16 protein-coding genes and 1 pseudogene are annotated in these 21147 nt (G+C 65.8%); 7 read left to right on the plus strand and 10 right to left on the minus strand.

What is annotated here, in order from left to right:
- The first annotated feature begins 39 nt into the window (after window positions 1–39).
- From A5625_RS04805 to cydC, 7 genes and pseudogenes are all read left to right on the plus strand, one after another.
- Window positions 40–1446, plus strand: coding sequence for a hypothetical protein (locus A5625_RS04805; protein ID WP_066989545.1), 1407 nt, complete (start codon window positions 40–42; stop codon window positions 1444–1446).
- A gap of 95 nt (window positions 1447–1541) precedes the next feature.
- Window positions 1542–2873 carry an adenylate/guanylate cyclase domain-containing protein gene (locus A5625_RS04810; protein ID WP_066989546.1) on the plus strand — a complete coding sequence of 444 codons (1332 nt, stop codon included), beginning with the start codon at window positions 1542–1544 and terminating at the stop codon, window positions 2871–2873.
- Window positions 2874–2900: 27 nt separating this feature from the next.
- Window positions 2901–3521 (plus strand): HdeD family acid-resistance protein, encoded by a 621-nt coding sequence (locus tag A5625_RS04815; RefSeq protein ID WP_369829982.1) that lies wholly within the window; start codon window positions 2901–2903, stop codon window positions 3519–3521.
- A 76-nt stretch (window positions 3522–3597) separates the two neighbouring features.
- Window positions 3598–5070, plus strand: coding sequence for a cytochrome ubiquinol oxidase subunit I (locus A5625_RS04820; protein ID WP_066989550.1), 1473 nt, complete (start codon window positions 3598–3600; stop codon window positions 5068–5070).
- A gap of 42 nt (window positions 5071–5112) precedes the next feature.
- On the plus strand, window positions 5113–6153 hold the full coding sequence (gene cydB / locus A5625_RS04825) for a cytochrome d ubiquinol oxidase subunit II (protein WP_066989552.1): 1041 nt from the start codon (window positions 5113–5115) through the stop codon (window positions 6151–6153).
- 62 nt (window positions 6154–6215) lie between these two features.
- A complete protein-coding gene (gene cydD / locus A5625_RS04830) occupies window positions 6216–7829 on the plus strand; it encodes a thiol reductant ABC exporter subunit CydD (protein WP_066989554.1) in 1614 nt (537 codons plus the stop codon).
- Window positions 7816–9568 (plus strand): annotated as a pseudogene (cydC, locus tag A5625_RS04835) (thiol reductant ABC exporter subunit CydC). The gene cydD and the pseudogene cydC overlap by 14 nt, the downstream one beginning before the upstream one ends.
- On the opposite strand, the gene A5625_RS30695 reads toward cydC, so the two are convergent.
- The 10 genes from A5625_RS30695 to A5625_RS04885 all read right to left on the minus strand — a co-directional run bounded on the left by A5625_RS30695 (window position 9502) and on the right by A5625_RS04885 (window position 21112).
- Window positions 9502–10893, minus strand: coding sequence for a bifunctional lysylphosphatidylglycerol flippase/synthetase MprF (locus A5625_RS30695; protein ID WP_066989609.1), 1392 nt, complete (start codon window positions 10891–10893; stop codon window positions 9502–9504). The pseudogene cydC and the gene A5625_RS30695 overlap by 67 nt on opposite strands.
- Before the next feature lie 141 nt (window positions 10894–11034).
- Window positions 11035–11952: an acyl-CoA thioesterase II gene (locus tag A5625_RS04845; RefSeq protein WP_066989558.1), complete on the minus strand. Its 918-nt coding sequence runs from the start codon at window positions 11950–11952 to the stop codon at window positions 11035–11037.
- A 14-nt stretch (window positions 11953–11966) separates the two neighbouring features.
- A complete protein-coding gene (gene pyk, locus A5625_RS04850; RefSeq protein WP_066989560.1) occupies window positions 11967–13385 on the minus strand; it encodes a pyruvate kinase in 1419 nt (472 codons plus the stop codon).
- 66 nt (window positions 13386–13451) lie between these two features.
- Window positions 13452–13898, minus strand: a complete 447-nt coding sequence (locus A5625_RS04855; RefSeq protein WP_066989611.1) for a DUF2752 domain-containing protein — start codon at window positions 13896–13898, stop codon at window positions 13452–13454.
- Between the two features lie 77 nt (window positions 13899–13975).
- Window positions 13976–15829, minus strand: coding sequence for a prolipoprotein diacylglyceryl transferase (locus A5625_RS04860; protein WP_066989562.1), 1854 nt, complete (start codon window positions 15827–15829; stop codon window positions 13976–13978).
- The gene (gene trpA, locus A5625_RS04865; protein WP_066989564.1) at window positions 15826–16641 is read right to left on the minus strand and encodes a tryptophan synthase subunit alpha; all 816 of its coding nucleotides are present in this window, start codon (window positions 16639–16641) and stop codon (window positions 15826–15828) included. The genes A5625_RS04860 and trpA overlap by 4 nt, the downstream gene beginning before the upstream one ends.
- Complete coding sequence (trpB, locus tag A5625_RS04870) at window positions 16638–17897, minus strand: tryptophan synthase subunit beta (protein ID WP_066989566.1); 1260 nt, start codon at window positions 17895–17897, stop codon at window positions 16638–16640. Before trpB ends, trpA begins: the two co-directional genes overlap by 4 nt.
- A 73-nt stretch (window positions 17898–17970) precedes the next feature.
- A complete protein-coding gene (gene trpC / locus A5625_RS04875; RefSeq protein ID WP_066989568.1) occupies window positions 17971–18789 on the minus strand; it encodes an indole-3-glycerol phosphate synthase TrpC in 819 nt (272 codons plus the stop codon).
- A 111-nt stretch (window positions 18790–18900) separates the two neighbouring features.
- The gene (locus A5625_RS04880; protein ID WP_066989612.1) at window positions 18901–19542 is read right to left on the minus strand and encodes a TIGR02234 family membrane protein; all 642 of its coding nucleotides are present in this window, start codon (window positions 19540–19542) and stop codon (window positions 18901–18903) included.
- 37 nt (window positions 19543–19579) lie between these two features.
- Window positions 19580–21112, minus strand: coding sequence for an anthranilate synthase component I (locus tag A5625_RS04885; protein WP_066989570.1), 1533 nt, complete (start codon window positions 21110–21112; stop codon window positions 19580–19582).
- Between the last annotated feature and the right edge of the window lie 35 nt (window positions 21113–21147).

A 21147-nucleotide genomic window follows, 5' to 3' on the forward strand; every position in this document is an offset into this window, starting at 1 on the left:
CCAGTCGCGGGCGAATCCGGTGTCACCGGACGCTAATCGATGGCAGCCCGGATACGTCGTGCCCGCGCCTCCGATAACAGCCGCATGTCCGACGGCGATGCGCGATCCGATGATCGGCTCGCGTTGGTGGACCAAGGCTTGTTCGCGGGGCATCGTGCCGCCGGTCTGAACCTAGTCATCCAGTGCGTATGGATTTATCAGCAGGCGATCGACGTCGCGGGGCTTGTGCGTTTTCACCACAACCTCAGTTACGGGCTGTTGGGTCGGCGCATTGAACCTTCGCCCCTGCCGTTCGGCCGGCCGCGGTGGGTCTTGAATCGCGGGTTGCCGGACATCGAGATCGCTGACCGCGCCCGTCCGCCGGCTGAACTCACCGACTGGGCTGACGAACGCTCACAACTGCCCATCGATCCAGAAGGACGCCACGGCTGGCATCTCGCCGCGCTGCCCCTCACCGACGGCTCTACCGCAGTCAGCTTGGTGCTTTCCCACTACCTGCTCGACGGCCTCGGGCTCGCCATTGCATTAGCTGAGGCCGCCCTGGGCAAGACCCGCGAGCTTGGCTATCCGCCACCGGGTTCACGTACCCGAGCCCGCGCGATAGTGCAGGATGCCCGCGACACGGCGCACGACATGCCTGAGGTTGCCCGGGCTCTTGTCACGACAGCACGCGTGGCCCGTCGTGCGCGCCGCGAGCTCGCCGGATCACCTGCGGTGCGACCGGTCGCGCTTCGTGCCGGTGACGGCGATGACCCGATCGTCGTGCCGGCTACCTGGATCCGCGTCGACGCGTACGACTGGGATGCCCGCGCGAAGGACCTTGGCGGAATGGGTAACACGCTGGTCGCGGGCTTTGCTGCGAAATTTGCCGAGCGTGTGGGACGCCGACGCGCCGGTGACGGCATGGTCACCTTGCACCTGCCGATGAACGACCGCGCCGAGGGTGATGTGCGGGCGAATGCAATGTCGATTGCGACCGTCTGCGTCGATCCAACGCGGGTGACGACGGATCTGACTGGCCTTCGCGCCGCCATCCGGCAGGCACGAAAGACCCTGCGCGAAGAGCCAGACGAGGCGTTGCAGCTGCGCTCGCTGATCCCCTTCACACCGAAGCGGGCGTTGAAGCGGATGGTCGATGCCGGGCTCAACGACCCCGACGTCCCCATGCTTTGCTCGAATCTCGGCGACCTCGATCCGCTCGTGTGCTGCCTCGATGGCACCGACGGCGAGCTCGCCATGACGCGGGCGACCGGGCAGCACGTGACGCGAGAGTGGCTCGACCGAACGGGCGGCCAGATGACACTGCAGTCTTGGCGCACGGGCGGCTCCAACATCTACATCACCGTCAACGCCTACCAACCGGGTGCCGTGAACACAAAGCCCGCTTTGCGTGAGCTGGCCGCGCGCACCCTCGCCGATTTCGACCTCACCGGCAGGATCGACTGACGAATCGCCTCGCACAGACCTCGAGGCTTCGCCATCTTCAATTCACCATGACCGGACCGCCGACAAATACCGAGGTCAGCGGTTAGGCTTACGGCGTGGCGGCCAAGATGTGTGGCGCCCCATCAAGGTGCTCAGACGGCTCGTCGAAGCGCCCGGACAGCGTGGCCGCGGCGCGGACTCAGTCACGCGCCCGCAATGAGCACTACGCCGACAGCGCGGCCCGCCGAGCCCGGATCCTCACCATCGCCGCATGGCTGGCCGTCCTGGTGAGCGTGAGCTTTGTGCTGGTGCAGATCCTCAGCGGAACGTGGCTGTGGCAGGTCAGCACGATCAATGTCGTCGGCGTCATGGTCTTCGCGATGGTTCCATGGTTGCAGCGCTTCGGCGAACTGGTTGCGCCGCTTACCTTTTTGGGCGCGGCCTACGTCTCGGTGTTCGCCAGCTGTCTGGATATAGGTACCGGCGCGGGAGGTCAGTTCTTCTTTCTGGTGGGTGCCTGCATAGTCGTGCTGTTGCTGGGGATCGAACACATCGTGTTGGCCTCGGTGCTGGCGGCCGTCGCGGCCGGCCTGATCATCGCCGTCGAGTTTCTGGTCCCCCGCAACACCGGCCTGCAGCCGGCGTGGGTCCAGTCGACCGGCTTTGTCGTCACCGCGATTTCCAGCGTCGTGATGGTGGTGGTAACGGTGTGGTTCGCCCTGCGTGACACCGCCCGCGCCGAGGCGGTGATGGAATCCGAGTATCAGCGCTCGGAGGCGCTGCTGGCCAACATGTTGCCGGGCAGCATCGCCGAACGTCTCAAAAGCACCGACCGGAACATCATCGCCGACAAGTACGACGAGGCCTCGGTCCTGTTCGCCGACATCGTCGGTTTCACCGAACGTGCCAGCAGCACAGCGCCGACCGATCTGGTGCGGTTCCTGGACCGGCTGTACAGCGCTTTCGACGAGTTGGTGGACAAACACGGCCTGGAGAAGATCAAGGTCAGCGGAGACTCCTACATGGTGGTCAGCGGGGTCCCCCGCGCGCGGCCGGACCACGCCTTCGCTCTCGCCGACTTCGCGCTCGACATGGCCAATGTTGTTGCCGCGCTGAATGATCCGCACGGCCGGGCGGTCCCGCTGCGGGTGGGCATGGCCTGCGGACCGGTCGTGGCCGGTGTGGTGGGTTCGCGCCGGTTCTTCTACGACGTGTGGGGTGATGCGGTCAACGTCGCCTCACGGATGGAGTCCACCGATTCGGTCGGCCGAATCCAAGTTCCCGAGGGGATGTACGAACGCCTCAAACACGACTTCGTTCTGCAAGAACGCGGGCGGATCGAAGTCAAGGGCAAGGGCGTCATGCGCACCTGGTATCTCATCGGCCGTAAGGCCGGCGAGGAACCTACCGACCTGCGTGCCGAGCATCCCCGCACCGTCCAAGTCTGACGGAAGTCCCTGTACCACAGCTCACGTTTGTGCCAGACTGCGGCCATGACTATCTCCCCTGGCTCTCCTGGAACCCACCCCGTTCCAAGCTTGCTGCCGCATCTGTGGAAATCCGCTCTGCTGTCGGGAATTCTGTCGCTTGTCCTCGGTGTCCTGGTACTGGCGTGGCCGGGAAAAACCATTCTGGCCGCTGCCATATTGTTCGGTGTCTATCTGCTGATTACCGGTGCAGCACAGGTTTTCTTTGCCTTCAGCCTTCATGTCTCGGCGGGAAGCCGGATCCTGCTGTTCATCAGTGGGGCGGCGTCGCTCATACTCGCGGTGCTGGCGTTTCGTCACTTCGGTAGAGATCAGCTGACCGCAATCCTCTTCCTAGCCATATGGATTGGCATCGGTTTCATCTTCCGTGGTGTCGGGACGACGGTCTCGGCCATAAGTGATCCGCAACTGCCGGGGCGAGGGTGGTCAATCTTTGTCGGCGTCATCAGCCTGCTCGCCGGCGTCGTCATTCTGGCCTCGCCGCTTGAGTCGCTCTTCACCCTGGCCATCGTGGTCGGCGCGTGGTTGGTAGTCATCGGCGTGTTCGAGATCGTTTCGTCGTTCGGAATCCGCAAGGCGTCCAAGACCCTCGACACCACGGGGGCGTAGCTAGCGCCGGCGCCGACTCATCTACTACACTCTGTCGTAGCCGTTGGTCGGGCCTCCGCAGTTTGGGAGATGACAGATGAATGTCGTCGATATTTCGCGGTGGCAGTTCGGTATCACTACCGTCTACCACTTCATCTTCGTGCCGCTCACGATCGGTTTGGCGCCGCTGATCGCGATCATGCAAACGGTGTGGGTGGCGACCGGTAACACCGCTTGGTACCGACTGACCAAGTTCTTCGGCAAGCTGTTCTTGATCAACTTCGCCATCGGCGTGGCGACCGGGATCGTCCAAGAATTTCAGTTCGGGATGAACTGGTCCGAGTACTCCAAGTTCGTCGGCGACATCTTCGGTGCACCCCTGGCGATGGAGGGATTGTTCGCCTTCTTCTTCGAGTCCACCTTCATCGGCTTGTGGATCTTCGGCTGGAGCCGACTGCCAAAACTCATCCACCTGGCCAGCATCTGGATCGTCGCCATCGGCGTCAACGCCTCGGCGTTTTTCATCATCGCCGCGAACTCGTTCATGCAGCACCCGGTCGGCGCGCACTACAACCCGGCGACGCGACGCGCAGAACTCGACGACATCTTCGCCCTGCTCTCCAATAACACTGCGCAGGCGGCGTTTACACATACCGTGACGGGGGCGCTGCTGGTTGCCGGCACGTTCGTGGCAGCGGTGAGCGCATGGTGGATGGTGCGCTCGCGCAAGGCGGAGTCGTCCACCCCCGAAGCGCAAACCGACGCCCGCACCATGTTTCGACCGGCGGCCATCCTGGGCTGCGGGGTTGTACTGATCGCGGCTGTCGCGCTGTTCTTCACCGGCGACCGTCAGGGCAAGCTGATGTTCGTCCAGCAGCCGATGAAGATGGCCTCGGCGGAGGGGTTGTGCCACACCCAATCCGATCCCGACTTCTCGGTGCTGACCATCGGAACGCATAACAACTGCGGCAGCGTCGCAGAAGTGATCAAGGTGCACTACGTGCTGCCGTTCCTGGCCGAAGGCAAGTTCAGCGGCGTGACGCTGCGCGGGGTGGACGAGTTGCAGCAGGAGTATCAGCAACGCTTCGGACCCGACGACTACCGGCCGAACCTGTTCGTGACCTATTGGTCCTTCCGGGCGATGATCGGATTCCTGGTGATTCCGGTGCTGTTCGCCCTGACCGTGTTGTGGGTGACCCGCGGCGGGCGAACTCCCAAGAACCGCTGGGTGTCCTGGTTCGCCCTGCTGACCATTCCCACCCCGTTTTTGGCGAACATCTCGGGATGGGTGTTCACCGAGATGGGCCGCCAGCCATGGGTGGTGGCGCCTAACCCGACCGGAGACCAACTGGTCCGGATGACCGTCCGCCAAGGGGTCTCGCATCACGTGCCCGGCATGGTCATCACATCTCTGGTGGTCTTCACCCTCGTCTACGCGGTGCTCGCGGTGCTGTGGTTCTTTCTGCTCAAGCGCTACGTGGTCGAAGGGCCGCTGGAACACGACGCGGAACCCGCTCCCCCGCAAACGCCCAGCGACGACGAGGTGGCACCGCTGTCCTTCGCCTACTGACGGGCGACCGGGGCTGACCGACGCCGAAAGGAGCTGATCGGAGTGGGACTGCAGGAGTTGTGGTTCGGCATCCTCGGGATGCTGTTCGTGGGTTTCTTCGTCCTCGAGGGCTTCGACTTCGGCGTGGGCATGTTGATGGAACCGTTCGCCCGCGTCGGCATCGGCGAACCCGAACCGCTGCGCCGCACCGCGCTCAACACCATCGGACCGGTGTGGGACGGCAACGAAGTGTGGCTGATCGTCGGCGGCGCGGCCATGTTCGCCGCTTTCCCTGCCTGGTATGCGACCGTGTTCTCCACGCTGTACCTGCCGCTGTTGGCGATCTTGTTCGGCATGATCGTGCGCGCCGTGGCGATCGAGTGGCGCGGCAAGATCGATGACACGAGATGGCGCGGCTGGGCCGATTTCGGCATCGCGGCAGGATCGTGGCTGCCGGCACTGTTGTGGGGTGTCGCGTTCGCCATCCTGGTGCGCGGGCTGCCGGTGGAGGCCAACGGCCACATCCACCTCTCGATCACCGATGTGCTCAACGCCTACACGCTGTTGGGTGGACTGGCCACCGCCGGGCTGTTCCTGTTCTACGGAGCGACATTCGTCGGGTTGAAGACCTCCGGTGCCATCCGCGAGGACGCGCACCGATTCGGCGTCTGGTTGTCGTTGCCGGTCACCGGACTGGTTGCCGCCTTTGGTCTTTGGACGCAGCTGGCGCATGGCAAAGACTGGACGTGGCTGGTGCTGGCCGTGGCGGTGGTAGCGCAACTGACGGCGGTGCTGCTGGTGTGGCGGCGCCTATCCGACGGCTGGGCGTTCACCTGCGTCGCGCTGGTGGTCGCGGCCGTGGTGATCCTGCTCTTCGGCTCGTTGTATCCGAACTTGGTGCCCTCGACGCTGAACAAGCAGTGGAGCCTGACCATTTACAACGCCTCCTCCACCCACTACACCCTCAAAGTCATGACGTGGGTGACGGTGATCATGGCGCCACTGACGGTGATCTATCAGGCGTGGACGTATTGGGTTTTCCGGCAACGGATTTCGGCTGACCGGATACCGGCGCCCATCGGCCTGACTAGGCGCGCGTCCTGAGCGGTACCGAACGTACCAGCCGGGCACCGCTGGACCCGAGGCTATGGCGAGCATCGACGGCGTTGCGCCGCTATCTGGTCGCCGTTGTGGGCTGCGGCGTCGTGATCTCCGGCTGCGCGATCGGCTCGGCCATCGTGCTGGCAGGCATCGTCGCCCGCGTGGTCGGTGAGCCGTCCGCCCGGAGCCTGCGCGGCTGGCTGTGTCCACTGTCAATCCTGTTGGTGCTCTGGGTAGTCCGCGCGGTGACGCATTGGCTTCAGGCCCGGTTGGGGCAACGCGGCGCCAGCGAGGTCATCGGCGATCTGTCCGGCCAGGTGCTCGCGGCGGTGACGGCCAGACAACCCGCTGAGCTCGCCGCCCAACGCGACGCCGCCGCCGTCGTGGTGACCCGCGGCCTGGACGGTTTACGTCCCTATTTCACCGGCTACCTGCCGACGTTGCTACTGGCCGCTGTTTTGACCCCGGCCACCGTGGCTGTGATCGCGGCCTACGACCTGAAATCGGCGGTGGTCGTGGCGATCACGCTGCCGCTGATACCGATCTTCATGGTGCTGATCGGCCTGGCAACCGCTGACCGGTCAGCGGCGGCACTGGCCGCGATGACGACACTGCAGGCCCGGTTGCTGGACCTGATCGCCGGCATCCCGACACTGCGGGCACTGGGACGCAGCGTCGGCCCGGAACACCGGATCGCCGAACTCGCTGCCGCGCATCGCCGCTCGGCCATGGCGACGCTGCGGATCGCATTCTTGTCGGCACTGGTGCTGGAACTGTTGGCCACCCTCGGGGTGGCATTGATCGCCGTCGGAATCGGCCTGCGCCTGGTTTTCGGCGAGATGACCCTGACGACGGGTCTGACCGTCCTGTTGCTGGCACCGGACGTGTACTGGCCGCTACGCCGCATCGGGGTGGAATTCCATGCGGCACAAGACGGCCGCACCGCCGCCGACGCTGCGTTCGCCCTGATCGGTGAGCCCACCGCACCGCGGGCCCGCATGCGGACAGTGACCGCCCGCGGCGCGCGAATTCGCCTCGAACATCTGACCGTGGACGGCCGCGACGGCCAGTCACCATGTGATCTGAACGCGCTCATCGAACCCGGTTCGGTGACGGTGCTGACCGGACGAAACGGCGCCGGCAAGAGCACCACATTACAGGCGATCACCGGTATCAGCGTGCCCTCCTCGGGCCGGGTCGTGGTGAACGGAGTCGATGTCGCCGACCTGGAGCCGACCGGGTGGTGGGCGCAGCTGTCCTGGCTGCCGCAACGCCCGGTGCTGGTGCCCGGCACCGTCGACGACAACCTGATGCTGCTCGGCAAGCTCGACTCCATCGAAAAAGCCTGTGCAGAATCAGGTTTCGATGCGGTGCTGGCCGAACTGCCCGATGCGGGCAACACCATGCTGGGGCGCGGTGGTGTCGGGTTGTCGCTGGGGCAACGCCAACGGTTGGGTCTCGCTCGAGCGCTCGGTTCGACGGCCGGAGTGCTGTTGCTCGATGAGCCGACCGCGCACCTGGACGCATCCACCGAGGAACGCGTGCTGCGGGCCATCGTCGAACGAGCCCGGGCCGGTGCGACCGTGGTCGTGGTCGGCCACCGTGCGACGGTGCTGGGCATCGGCGACCAGATCATCGAAGTGGTCGCCGATCGGGGGGTGCGTTATGCGCCGGCCTGATCCCGTGACGCGTCGCGGCCAAAGTGGCCCCTGGGCGGCCGTGGCCGACCTGCTGCGCCCGCGGTTACCTCGGGTGTTGGCGGCGATTGCGTTGGGGGTGCTCTCGCTGGGCAGCGCGCTGGCACTCGCCGGTGTCTCGGCATGGCTGATCACTCGCGCGTGGCAGATGCCCCCGGTGCTGGACCTGTCGGTCGCGGCGGTCGCGGTCCGGTTGTTCGCGATCTCGCGTGCCGTGCTGCACTACTGCGAGCGACTGGCCACTCACGACACGGCCTTGCGCGCGGCGGGCACCGCGCGGGTGCAGATCTACCGACGGTTGGCGCGCGGACCGGCAGCGGCCGCGGTCCGGCTGCACAGCGGTGAACTGGTGGCCCGGGTGGGTGCCGACGTGGACGAATTGGCCAACGTTCTGGTGCGCGCCCTGGTGCCGATCGGGGTCGCCGTGGTGCTGGCGGTATCGGCGACCGCGGTCGTCGCCGCCATTTCGCCCTCGGCGGCCGTGGTGCTGGCCATTTGCCTGCTGATCTCCGGCTTCGTGGCGCCTCGCCTTGCCGGCCGTGCCGCCGCAAACCAGGAAGACCTTGCGCGACAGCATCATTCAGAGCGCGACACGTCGGCCATGATCGCTCTGGAACACGCCCCCGAGCTTCGGGTTGCGGGCCTGCTGCCCGATGTCATCGCCGAATCGCAACGCCGTCAACGCGCCTGGGGCGAGGCGTTGGACGCCGCCGCCACACCGGCGGCGATTTCCGAGGCGATGCCCACCGCGGCGATCGGGGCCAGCGTGTTGGGTGCGGTGGTGTCCGGGATCGGGTTGGCGCACGCGGTCGCACCCACCACGCTGGCCGTGCTCATGCTGTTGCCGCTGTCGGCGTTCGAGGCAATGACCCCGTTACCGGCCGCCGCCGTCCAGTTGACGCGGTCGCGGCTCGCCGCGCGCCGGTTGCTCGAACTGACCCCGCCCGGGGCGGAAAACCCAACCGGCAGCGCGCCCGGACCGGTGGGCACCCCCGGCTTGTCCGCCGACGTGCGCTGCGGCCACGACGGCGGGACAGGCTCAACCCGCATCGCGGTGGATTTGCCGCCAGGTAGTCGATTGGCGGTAACCGGCGCCAGCGGTGCCGGTAAGACGACCCTGCTGATGACGCTGGCCGGCCTGCTGCCTCCGCTGGACGGGCAGGTGTCACTGGACGGTACCTCGTTGACCGATTTCGACGAAGCCGATTTGCACAGTGCTGTCGGGTTTTTCGCCGAAGACGCGCACATCTTTGCCACCACCATCCGCGACAACTTGCTGGTCGCCCGCGGAGACTGCCCAGACGACGAACTGAGCGCGGCACTGGACGCGCTCGGCCTCGGAGCGTGGCTCGCCGGTTTGCCTGACGGTCTGTGCACGGTCCTCACCGGTGGCGCACAAGCCCTTTCGGCCGGTCAGCGCAGAAGATTGCTGCTGGCCCGGGCAATGATCTCCCCCGCGCGGATCGTGCTGCTCGACGAGCCCACCGAGCACCTCGATGTCACCGACGCCGAACAGATCCTCCGCGATCTCTTGGCTCCGGATTCGCGGTTGCTGTCCCCACACCGGACGGTGGTGCTGGCCACTCATCACCTGCCTGAGGGCATTGACTGTCAGGAACTGAGAATCGACGAGAACCGCGCACCGGCGGCGCACTCAGAGGTGTCGCCGGCGCGGCATGAACTCCAGCGACAGCAGCACGAACAGTAGCGGGACGATCTGAGTCATGGAGATCAGCGCATAGCGCCGAGCGTCAAGGGCGTGCCACTTGCGCACGTACCGGTACAACGACTCGAGGGCGATCAGCGGGTCGAGCACGTGGGTCAACCCGTAGAAGATGCGCTGTGTCCAGCCCCGGTTCTTGTCATCGAATATCTCGGGGAAAGCCGCGAACGCGAGCGACACCCGCTGTGCCCCAGCCTCTTTGCCGGCCATGATCATGTCGACGCTGAGCCGCTCGTCGAGCCCGTTGGGGGCACCGCGCCGGCGCCACGGGACGTCGAGAGTGATGTCGCTGCCGCCGCCGGCCGTGCCGTAGCGGTGAAATGCCTGCACCTTGCCCGTCGCGTCGCGGGCGATGATCAGCTGTATGCCGGGGAATCGGCCTTCCAGCACGCCGTCGAGGTTCATGTGGAATCCGCGATCGGCGTGGGCGCCCTTCGATGACTCCCGCACCACCTCGGTCAGCTCGGCCAGCAGCTTGCCGTCGAGTTCCTGCTCCGCCACGATTTCGGTTGTGATGCCGCAATTGTGGGTGCGCTTGACCGCTTGACGCAGATTGCGGAATTTGCGGCCCACCATGTCGAAGCTGGACACGTCGACGACCACATCGCGGCCAATCGGTATGGGCCGCAACGTTTGTCCCAGTATCGCCGAGTCGTTCCACAGATCGAGCCGCCGCTCGCCGCACCCGACTACGGCGATGCGCCATCCGTGGGCATGGCAGGTGGCGGCGAAATCGGCGACTAGTTCGGGGAAGTGCGCCTCATCACCGACCGGATCCCCGCTGACCACCGCTATTCCCATCCGGGTTCGGTACGCCAGCCCGGCGCTGCCGTCGGCGGTGAAGTGGTAGCTCTTGCCGGTCTGCATGGTGAACGGCGCCAGCGCGTCACCGCTGGTCGCGTTGATCAGTTGCCACATCCGCGGCAGGTCGCCGGGCTGCGGATGCGAGGTTGTCGGCCACATCAGCACCAGGCCCGAACCGGCGATGACCACATCACCGAGCAGATCGAAAGACAACACATGCAGGCCCAGGCCGCCCAGAACGAACATCGCGGCGACGATGGCGTGCATCGTCGTCACCGGGCGGCCCAGGAAGATGCCGCGGGCCATCCAGGCCACCGCCACCAACACCGTCAGTGACCACGCCAACCGATCGGTGTAGTCGGAATAGCGGTGGTGACGAGCGAGGATCTCGATGAACCAGCACGCGGCGGCAAACAGCGCCAACGCGCCGATCAGGCGGACTGCCAGTGAATCGACGGACACGACAACGCGTTCGCGCGCGCGGGATTTCGCTGTGACGTCCACCACTGGCCCGTTCACATTCACCTCCGATGCGCTGACTTCAGCTGGACGGCTCGTTCACCGCCTCTGCACCGATTACCCGACTAGGTCAAAGCTACGCCGATCAGGGCCGCATCGAAGCGAATTCAGGCAGATATACGGCAGCTATTGTGTAACGCTTTACCGGCCTGAAGAGGGGAAATATTTGAGCACGCCCTCTTGCACCACGGTGGCCAGTGGTTGCCCCGACCGATCGAAGAAATACCCGGTGCCCAGCCCCCGCGAATCGGCTGCTACCGGCGACGATGTGGAGTACAGCACCCAGTCGTTGAAGTTGACCTGGCGGTGAAACCAAATCGAATGATTGGCCGAGGCGGCGAATATCCGGTCGAATCCCCAGGAAAGGCCGTGCGTGGTGATAACCGAGTCCAACACCGTGGTGTCCGAGGAATACACCATTGTTGCCGTGTGCAATATCGGGTCTTCGGGAATCGTGCCCAGGGCTTTCACCCAGACCCGATTGTGCGGAAGCCGGTCGCCTTTGGTGCGCATCACCCAGGCCGGGTCGTTGGTATAACGCCATTCGATGGGCTGCAGGGCGTTGACGAAGTGCGGGACGGTCTCTTCGTACCCACGCAGCAGTTCCCCGATGGTGGGCTGTGTGTGCGGCTCGGCCACCTGCGGCGGCTCGATGCCGTGTTCCAGGCCGCGGCCGCCGGACATGTAGGAGATCATCGCCGAGCACAGCAGCGTGCCGTCTTGCACCGCGTCCACGCGCCGATTAGCGAAGCGGCGTTCGTCACGCAGCCTGGTGACCCGGAATTCGATGTCCTTAGCGGTGTCTCCACCGTTGATGAAGTGCACCGACAGGGCGCTCGGCGGCAGGTCGTCACGCACCAGGCTGCGGCTTCCGGCGACGAATGACTGCGACATGAGCTGACCACCGAATGTTCGCATCGGGTTCTTGCTGGGATGCGAGCCGATGAACAGGTCATCGTCGACACGAGTGAGGTCGAGTGTCGCCAGCAGCTCCGCGAAATCCGGATGGGTCTGTGTCGCGGCTTCAGCTACCGCATTCGGCTCATTGCCGGCCGGCACACGCTCTCCTCTGGCTAGACGTCGTCCTCCCCGATCCGGTGCACATGGATGAGGTTGGTTGACCCTACTGTGCCAGGTGGCGCGCCGGCGACGATGACCACCAGGTCGCCACGTCGGTAGCGGCCGAGTTCCAGTAGCGACTTGTCGACCTGACGGATCATGCCGTCGGTAGAGGTCATCATCGGGACGATGAACGTTTCGGTGCCCCAGGTCATGGCCAGCTGACTGCGGACCTCGGGCCACGCAGTGAAGGCCAGCAGCGGCAGCGGGGTGTGCAGGCGCGCGAGTCGCTTGACCGTGTCGCCGGACTGGGTGAAGGCGACCAGCGCCTTGGCATCGAGCCGCTCGCCGATGTCGCGGGCCGCATACGAGATCACCCCGCGCTTGGTGCGTGGCACATGGGTCAACGGCGGTGCCGCGGTGGAATTGTCCTCGACCGCGCAGATGATGCGTGACATGGTCCGGACGGCCGCCAGCGGATACTTGCCCACCGAGGTTTCCCCGGACAGCATCACCGCGTCGGCGCCGTCGAGGACGGCGTTGGCGACGTCGGAGGCCTCGGCGCGAGTCGGGCGTGAGCTCTCGATCATCGAATCGAGCATCTGGGTGGCCACAATGACGGGTTTCGCGTTCTCCCGGGCCATCTGGATGGCCCGCTTCTGCACCAGCGGAACCTCTTCCAAGGGCAGTTCGACGCCCAGGTCGCCGCGGGCCACCATGATGGCGTCGAAGGCCAGCACAATGGCTTCCAGATTGTCGACGGCTTCCGGCTTCTCCAGCTTCGCGATCACCGGTACCCGCCGGCCGACCCGGTCCATCACCTCGTGCACCAACTCGACGTCGGATGGGGAACGCACGAAAGAAAGTGCAACCAGGTCGACGCCGAGATCCAGTGCGAAGTTGAGATCCTCGATGTCCTTCTCCGACAAGGCCGGTGCGGAGACGTTCATGCCGGGCAGCGAGATGCCCTTGTTGTTGCTTACCGGACCGCCCTCGACGACGGTGCAGACCACGTCGTCGCCCTCGATGGCGTCGATCACCAACCCGACCTTGCCGTCGTCGACCAGAATTCGGTCACCGACGGCGGCGTCCTCGGCGAGCTTCTTGTAGGTGGTGGATACCCGGTCGTGGTCGCCTTCGCAGTCGGCGACGGTGATCCGCACCGTTTCGCCGTCCGCCCAGTAGGTGGGGCCGGTGGCGAAGCGCCCCAGCCGGATCTTGGGACCCTGCAAGTCGGCGAGCACACCGACGGCGCGGCCGGTGCCATCGGAAGCCGACCGAACCCGCTCGTAGGCGGCTTTGTGATCGGAGTAGTCGCCATGGCTGAAGTTCAACCGGGCGACGTCCATTCCGGCCTCGACCAGCGCCAGAATCGATTCATCCGAATTGGTCGCAGGGCCAAGGGTGCAGACGATCTTCCCGCGTCTACTCACGCCGACCCAGCATAGTCGTGTGTCACCCGCACGGCCCGCAGATAGCGGACGCCGCGCAGTGTGCTTTCAGCCACCAAGAACGGTGGGAAACAACGGGAAGGCGGGCAGGTTACGCAGCACCGTCCACGCGATCGTGGCGATGACGATGACCGTCAGCCACGCCGGTCGTGGCAGCGATACCTTGCCCCGCGCCCGGCGCACCAGCACCCACGCGACCAGCAGCGGGATTCCTGCCAGCAGAAAGACGTTGTCGTGGATACCGGCCACCAGGTCACCGTGCAACAGGTCATACGTCATCCGCAGTCCACCGCAAAACGGGCAATTCCAACCGGTCAGCAACTTGAACGGACACAGCGGGTAAATCGAGCTCGGACGGTGCGGGTCGGTCAGCGCGACGTAGCCGAGCGCACCGCCCAGTACGACGCCGGTACCGGCCGCGAGGTAGCGCCGATGACGCCGCAGACTGTCTGGCTGGGGCTGTCCGGGATGATGTGCGGGCGGATGAGGTTGCATCATCTCGCGGCTGACCTTGCGTTGGTCACGCTTTTCAGCATGCCAGATCCAGGCCGTCGCCCGGTGAGATCAGGCGGTCAGCGGCGAGACAGCCGGTTCCTCAGTCGCGAGCCCCATCGCCGCTTGGCTTCCGGCTGAGCGGGGGTGGTATCGACGGCTTCTGGCGTGGCGGGTTCCTCGGATGCGGTCTCAGTGGCCGGTTCATCGTCGGTCGTATCGGCACCGGCGTCGGGCTTGTCTTCGACGGGCTCGTCTGCTGAATCCTCAGCGGCGGGTTGACTTTCCGGTTTTTCGGGTTCGGCTTCCGGCTCTGTGGCTGCAGCTTCGGTTTGCGGCTCATCGCCTTCGGCCGATACAGCTTCCGGTTCCTCGGTTTCGGGCTCTTCAGCTTCCTCGGCCGCAGCTTCGGGCTCTTCGGCTTCGGGTTCTTCGGGCTCTTCGGCCGCAGCTTCGGGCTCTTCCGGCTCCTCGGCTTCGGGCTCTGCAGCTTTCTCAGAAACAGCTTCGGGCTCTTCGGCTTCGCGCTCTTCGGCTTCCTCGGCCGCAGCTTCGGGCTCTTCGGCTTCGCGCTCTTCAGCCTCTTCGACCGCAGCTTCGGGTTCTTCAGCCTCTTCGGCGGCAGCCTCGGGTTCTTCGGCTTCGGGTTCTTCGGCTTCTTCGGCTTCTTCGGCCGCAGCTTCGGGCTCTTCAGCCTCCTCGGCCGCAGCTTCCGGCTCCGCAGCTTCCTCGGCGGCAGCCTCGGGCTCTTCAGCCTCGGGCAGTTCGGCTTCGCGCTCTTCAGCCTCTTCGGTCTCTACGGCCGCAGCTTCAGACTCTTCAGCCTCGGGTTCGTCGGTCTTCTCGCCGGCCTGCGCCCCGGCGATCGCCTCCGCTGAGTCCGCTGCCGGTTCTTCCGTTTCCGGCTCGGCTGCGGTGATTCCGTCAGCTTCCGCCGGCTTCGCAGACTCTGCGGGTGCGTCACCGGCACCGACACCTACTCCCGCAGCGCCCGCCACTCCCGCAGCGCCCGCCACCGCCGCGGGTTCATGCTCCGACTCCGCTTCGGCCGCTTCCTCCTCGAGGTACTGCTTGCCGCGCAGGGTTTCGGGATCTTCGCGGCCCTTGGGCGCCGCCATCAGATACACCACGGCCCCAATGAACACGAAAGTCGATGTGAACGAATTGATCCGGATGCCGGCGATGTGGGTGGCGGTGTCGTCGCGCAACAACTCGACGCAGAATCGCCCAACGCAATAGCCAGCCACATAAAGCGCGAACAGTCGGCCGTGGCCTAGTGTGAAGCGGCGGTCCGCGTAGATCAAAGCGACGAAAATCAGGACATTCCAGAGCAATTCGTAGAGGAACGTCGGCTGCACAACGAATGCGATCTGGCCCGTCGAGACGCCGTCCAGCGAGTGCGGATCGATGTATCCGGAGGGATCGCGGCGGTAAAAGACCTCCAGGCCCCACGGCAGCGTCGTTTCACGGCCGTAGAGCTCTTGGTTGAAGTAATTACCGAGGCGGCCGATCGCTTGCGCCAGAATGATTCCCGGAGCCAGTGCGTCGGCGAAGGCCGGAAGGGGAATCCCGTGCCGACGGCAGCCGATCCATGCGCCGACGCCACCGAGCGCGACCGCGCCCCAAATGCCCAGGCCGCCATCCCAGATCCGCACGGCCGCCCCGAGTCCCGCGCCACCGGGACCCCAATACGTGCGCCAGTCAGTGGCCAGGTGATACAGCCGGCCACCGATCAATCCGAACGGCACGGTCCACAGCGCGATGTCATAGATCACTCCGCGCTCACCGCCACGCGCCGCCCAGCGCCGGTCACCGATCAGCAGCGCGGCCACGATGCCGGCGATGATGAACAGCGCGTAAGCCCGGATGGGCACCGGCCCAAGGTGCCACACGCCCTGCGGTGGGCTCGGGAAAGAAGCCAGCAACGTCGTCACGAGGCAACCGCCCTTTGACGAACACCGGCGGCGAGTTCCTCAGTCAGTGCACGCAATGCGGTCAACCCCCCGTCCCCCAGTGCCGACACCAGCGCGGACCCGACAATGACACCGTCGGCGTAGCTGCCGATCTGAGCGGCTTGCTCTCGCGACCGCACCCCCAGCCCGACACCGACGGGTATGTCGGATACCTCTTTGACCCTGCTCACCAGTTCGGGCGCGGCGTTGGATACCACGTCACGCGCACCCGTCACGCCCATCGTCGACGCCGCATAGACGAACCCGCGAGACGCCTCGACCGTCAGCGCCAACCGCTGCGGCGTCGAGGACGGCGCCACCAGAAATATCCGGTCCAACCCATGCGCCTCCGACGCCGCCAGCCATTGCGCGGCCTCGTCAGGGATCAGATCGGGGGTGATCATGCCGTAACCGCCGGCCGATGCCAGATCGCGGGCGAACGCGTCAACCCCGTAGCGCAACACGGGGTTCCAGTAGGTCATCACCACCGCGTGTCCACCGGCCGCGCTGATCGCCTCGACCGCGGCGAGGGTGTCGCGGACGCGCACGCCCCCGTGCAGTGCGGCCTCGGTCGCCTTCGCGATGGTGGGGCCGTCCATGCCGGGGTCGGAGTAGGGAATGCCGACTTCGATGATGTCGCAACCCGATTCGACCAGTGCGATCATTCCGTTCACGGACGTCGGGACGTCCGGGTAACCGGTGGGCAGATAGCCGATCAGCGCCGCGCGATTGTCGTTGCGGCAGCCATCGAAGATCGCCGTGAGCCTGCTTGCTTCGCTCTGCTTGACCGTCATCGGTCGCTGGACCCCAGCAGCCCGAACCACTTAGCGGCCGTCTCGACGTCCTTGTCACCGCGCCCGGACAGGTTCACCACGACGATGGCTCCCCGGCCCAGTTCCGGGCCCAATTTCAGCGCACCGGCTACGGCGTGCGCGGATTCGATGGCCGGGATGATCCCTTCGGTGCGACACAAGATACGGAACGCATCCATCGCCTCCGCGTCGGTGATCGGACGGTACTCGGCACGTTCGGTCTCGCGCAGATACGCATGCTCCGGACCCACGCCGGGATAATCGAGACCCGCTGAAATGGAATGGGATTCGATGGTCTGCCCGTCTTCGTCCTGAAGCAGATATGAGAACGATCCCTGAAACGCTCCGGGTGAACCGCCGGTGAAAGTCGCAGCGTGTCTTCCGGTTTCGACGCCATCGCCGGCTGCCTCGAATCCGATCAGCCGCACCGCCGGATCGTCGATGAACGGATGGAAGATGCCGATGGCGTTGGATCCGCCACCGATGCAGGCCACCACCGCATCGGGCAACCGGCCCGCCTGGGCCTGGATCTGAGCGCGCGCCTCTAGGCCGATGATGCGCTGAAAATCGCGCACCATGGCGGGAAAGGGATGCGGGCCCGCCGCGGTGCCGAAACAGTAGTAAGTCGTGTCGGCGTTGGTGACCCAATCCCGGAATGCCTCGTTAATGGCATCTTTGAGCGTTCTGGAACCGCTTTCGACCGAGACGACCGTTGCCCCCAGCAAGCGCATCCGGGCCACGTTGAGCGCCTGGCGCTCGGTGTCCACGGCGCCCATGTAGACCACGCACTCCAGGCCGAGCAACGCACACGCGGTGGCGGTCGCCACGCCGTGCTGGCCGGCCCCGGTCTCGGCGATCACCCGCTTCTTGCCCATCCGCTGGGCCAGCAACGCCTGACCGAGCACGTTGTTGATCTTGTGAGAACCGGTGTGGTTCAGGTCTTCTCGCTTGAGAAAGATTCGCACGCCGGCCTGTTCGGACAGCCGGGAAGCCTCATACAGAGGCGACGGCCGGCCGGCGTAGTTCGCCTGCAGGTAATCAAGCGTGTCCAGGAAGTCCTGGTTGACACGTTCCTTTTCGTACGCGGCGGTGACCTCTTCGACCACGGCCATCAACGCTTCGGCGACGTAGCGGCCGCCGTACACGCCGAAATGGCCACCGGCATCAGGTTCGTGACGGGTGGGTTCGGCGATGGCGGCGCTCGGGAGCGGCGGGTTCGGGTGGGACAGGTCCACCATCACCAGGGCTCTACGTGGGGATGGCTCATGGGTTCAGGGGTTTCAGCGCCGGGGCTCTTCAGTGAGGTAGTGACTAACGAGCCGGTTTCGGACAGGAAGGATGGGTGCCCGCGGTGACCAAGTCGGCAACCGCGGCGCGCGGGTCGCCACTTTTGACCAGACCTTCGCCGACCAGGACGGCGTCGGCGCCCGCACCGGCATACGCGAGCAGATCTCCGGTACCGCGCACTCCGGATTCGGCGATCCTGATGACGTTGCTGGGCAGCCCCGGAGCGATGCGCGCGAAGCAATCCCGGTCCACCTCGAGCGTCGCCAGATCCCGCGCGTTCACACCGATCACCTTGGCCCCGGCCTTGAGTGCCCGATCGGCTTCTTCTTCGGTGTGCACCTCGACGAGCGCCGTCATGCCCAGCGATTCGGTGCGGTCCAGCATCGACACCAACGCCGACTGCTCCAGCGCGGCAACGATGAGCAGCAGCATGTCGGCGCCGTGCGCACGCGCTTCATGGATTTGGTAGGGCTGCACGACAAAGTCTTTGCGCAGAATCGGTATCGAGACCGCCGCGCGAACCGCGTCGAGGTCGTCGAGCGAGCCGTGAAAACGCCGCTCCTCGGTCAGCACGCTGATGATGCGGGCGCCACCGTCTTCGTAGGCCCGGGCCAGTTTGGCCGGATCGGCAATGGTCGCCAGGGAACCCGCAGACGGGCTGGCACGCTTGACTTCGGCGATGACGCCGATTCCGGGTTCGCGCAGCGCGGCCATCACATCGCGTGGCGGTGGCGCGGCTGCTGCGGCGGCTTTGATCTCGGACAGGCTGATGAGCGCTTCGCGCGCGGCAACGTCGGCCCGGACTCCCTCGAGGATGGAGTCAAGCACGGTTGCCGGACTCATGCCTGTCGTTTCCCTTCGCCCTGTCGTCCGCTGTCAGCCCACGGCCACTGCGTTGTCCCGGCCGATTACGACGACGTCAATGAAGGGTAGCGGCCCACGGCTTGCGGTCCGTCACCGACCCTCGGTGTCAGACTCACGTGCCCGATCGGTTGGGTCGCGTCCCTCGTCAAGCGCGTCCCAGATCATCCGCTCCGACATTTCCGGCGTCTCCGGCTGCTCCAGCATCGCGCCATCGGGCTCTTTGCGTAGCGCAATCGACCGACGACTCGCCGGTGTCCCGTACTTCATTGCGCTCGAACGGGCCGACCCCGCATCCGAGGCCGATCGCATCAGCAAGACCGCGGCGACGAGCGCGCACGCGGCTGCGGCCACCGTGACGCCCGCACCCCAGTACCGCCGATCGCTTCCGACCAGCGACATCACCGAGATGTGGGCCAGTTCAGCGCCGCGGACCGCCACGTCGGGCAGCACCCACAGGCTGATGCCGAGGTAGCCGACCGCCAGGCTGACCACCGCCAACAGTCCGGCCAGCGCGCGCAGCAGCCAGCCACGCACCGCGATGGCGGCGACGGCTGCGGCCAGCAGCAGCAATGCCAACGGCAGCAGCGCCGTCGACCACGCCGTACCGGCCAACGTCACCTGTTTGGGCGGTCCCAGCCCATCAAATGACCGGATGACGACCCAGGGCAGACGCGAGGCCGCCCATAAGGCGCCCGCGGCAATCGCCAGCATCGCCTGGGCAATCCGGATCATCCACCGGCTGTTGAGCCGGCGGGCGCCCGCGCGGGCCTCAGTCATCGCCCGCCGGTTCGGTCAGCGTCTCGGCGGCCGAGATCGCGCTGAGCACCGCACGGGCCTTATTGGTCGCCTCGGTGTACTCGTAGGGCCCGTTGGAGTCCGCCACTACCCCGCCACCGGATTGCACGTAGGCGGTGCCGTCGCGCATCAGGGCGGTGCGGATGGCGATCGCGAAGTCGGCGTTGCCGGCGAAGTCCAGGTAGCCCACCACACCGCCGTAGAGTCCGCGGCGCGTCTTCTCCACCTCTTCGATGAGCTCCATGGCCCGCACCTTCGGCGCGCCGGACAGCGTGCCGGCCGGGAAACAGGCCGTCACCGCATCCAACGCGGTGCGACCCTCGCCGAGAGTGCCGTGCACCGTCGACACCAGATGCATGACATGGCTATAGCGCTCGATGTGGCTGTAGTCCTCGACACGAACGGTGCCCGGCGCGCAGACCCGGCCCAGATCGTTGCGGCCCAGGTCGACCAGCATCAGGTGCTCGGCCCGTTCTTTCTCGTCGGCCAGCAGCTCCTTTTCCAGCAGTTGATCCTCTTCGTCGGTCTCCCCGCGCCACCGGGTTCCGGCGATCGGGTGGGTGCTCGCGGTGCCGTCGGCGACGGTGACCAACGCTTCCGGGCTGGACCCGACGATCGAAAAGTCAGTTCCGCCAGTGCCATTCGGCACGTGCATCAGATACATGTAGGGGCTGGGGTTGGTGACCCGCAATATCCGGTACACGTCGATGGGGTCGACCTCGGTATCGATTTCGAAGCGCTGCGATGGCACCACCTGAAACGCTTCACCGGCAGCGATCTGGTCGACCAGGTAGTCGACGATCTTCCCGTATTCCTCGACGCTGCGCTGCGCGCGGTAGCGCGGCTCAGGCCTTGCGAACGTCGCGACGGTGGACAACAACGGCTGGCCCAGCGCCGCGGTCATCACGTCCAGGCGGGCGACCGCGTCGTCGTAGGCCTCGTCCACCCGCTCATCGGTCCCGTTCCAGTTCACCGCGTTGGCGATCAGCGTGATGGTGCCCTCATGGTGGTCGACCGCCGCCACGTCGGTGGCCAGCAGCAACAGCATGTCCGGCAGGCCCAAGTCATCAACGGCCAGTGCCGGCAGCCGCTCCAGGCGCCGCACCATGTCGTAAGCGAAGAAACCGACCATGCCGCCCGACAGCGGCGGCAGCCCTTCGAGCGGCGCGGTGGCCAGCAACTCGAGCGTGTCCCGCAGCGCCTGCAGCGGGTCACCCCCGGTCGGTGCGTCTTGGGGCACCACGCCCAGCCAGACGGCTTGGTCATCACGCACCGTCAATGCCGACGGTGCGCCGGCGCCGATGAACGACCACCGCGACCAGGAGCGGCCGTGCTCGGCCGACTCCAGCAGGAAAGTGCCCGGGCGATTGGCGGCGAGTTTGCGGTACGCCGACAGCGGCGTCTCACTGTCGGCCAGCACCTTGCGGGTCACCGGAACCACCCGGTGTTCGGCTGCCAGCCGGCGGAAATCCTCTCGTGAGGTCGTCGCGGCGAGGTGGGCGTGCACTGATCCATCCTCCCAGACGCGTTGCTGGGCTTCGG

The organism is Mycobacterium sp. 1465703.0 (assembly GCF_001672975.1).
Taxonomy (GTDB): Bacteria; Actinomycetota; Actinomycetes; order Mycobacteriales; family Mycobacteriaceae; genus Mycobacterium.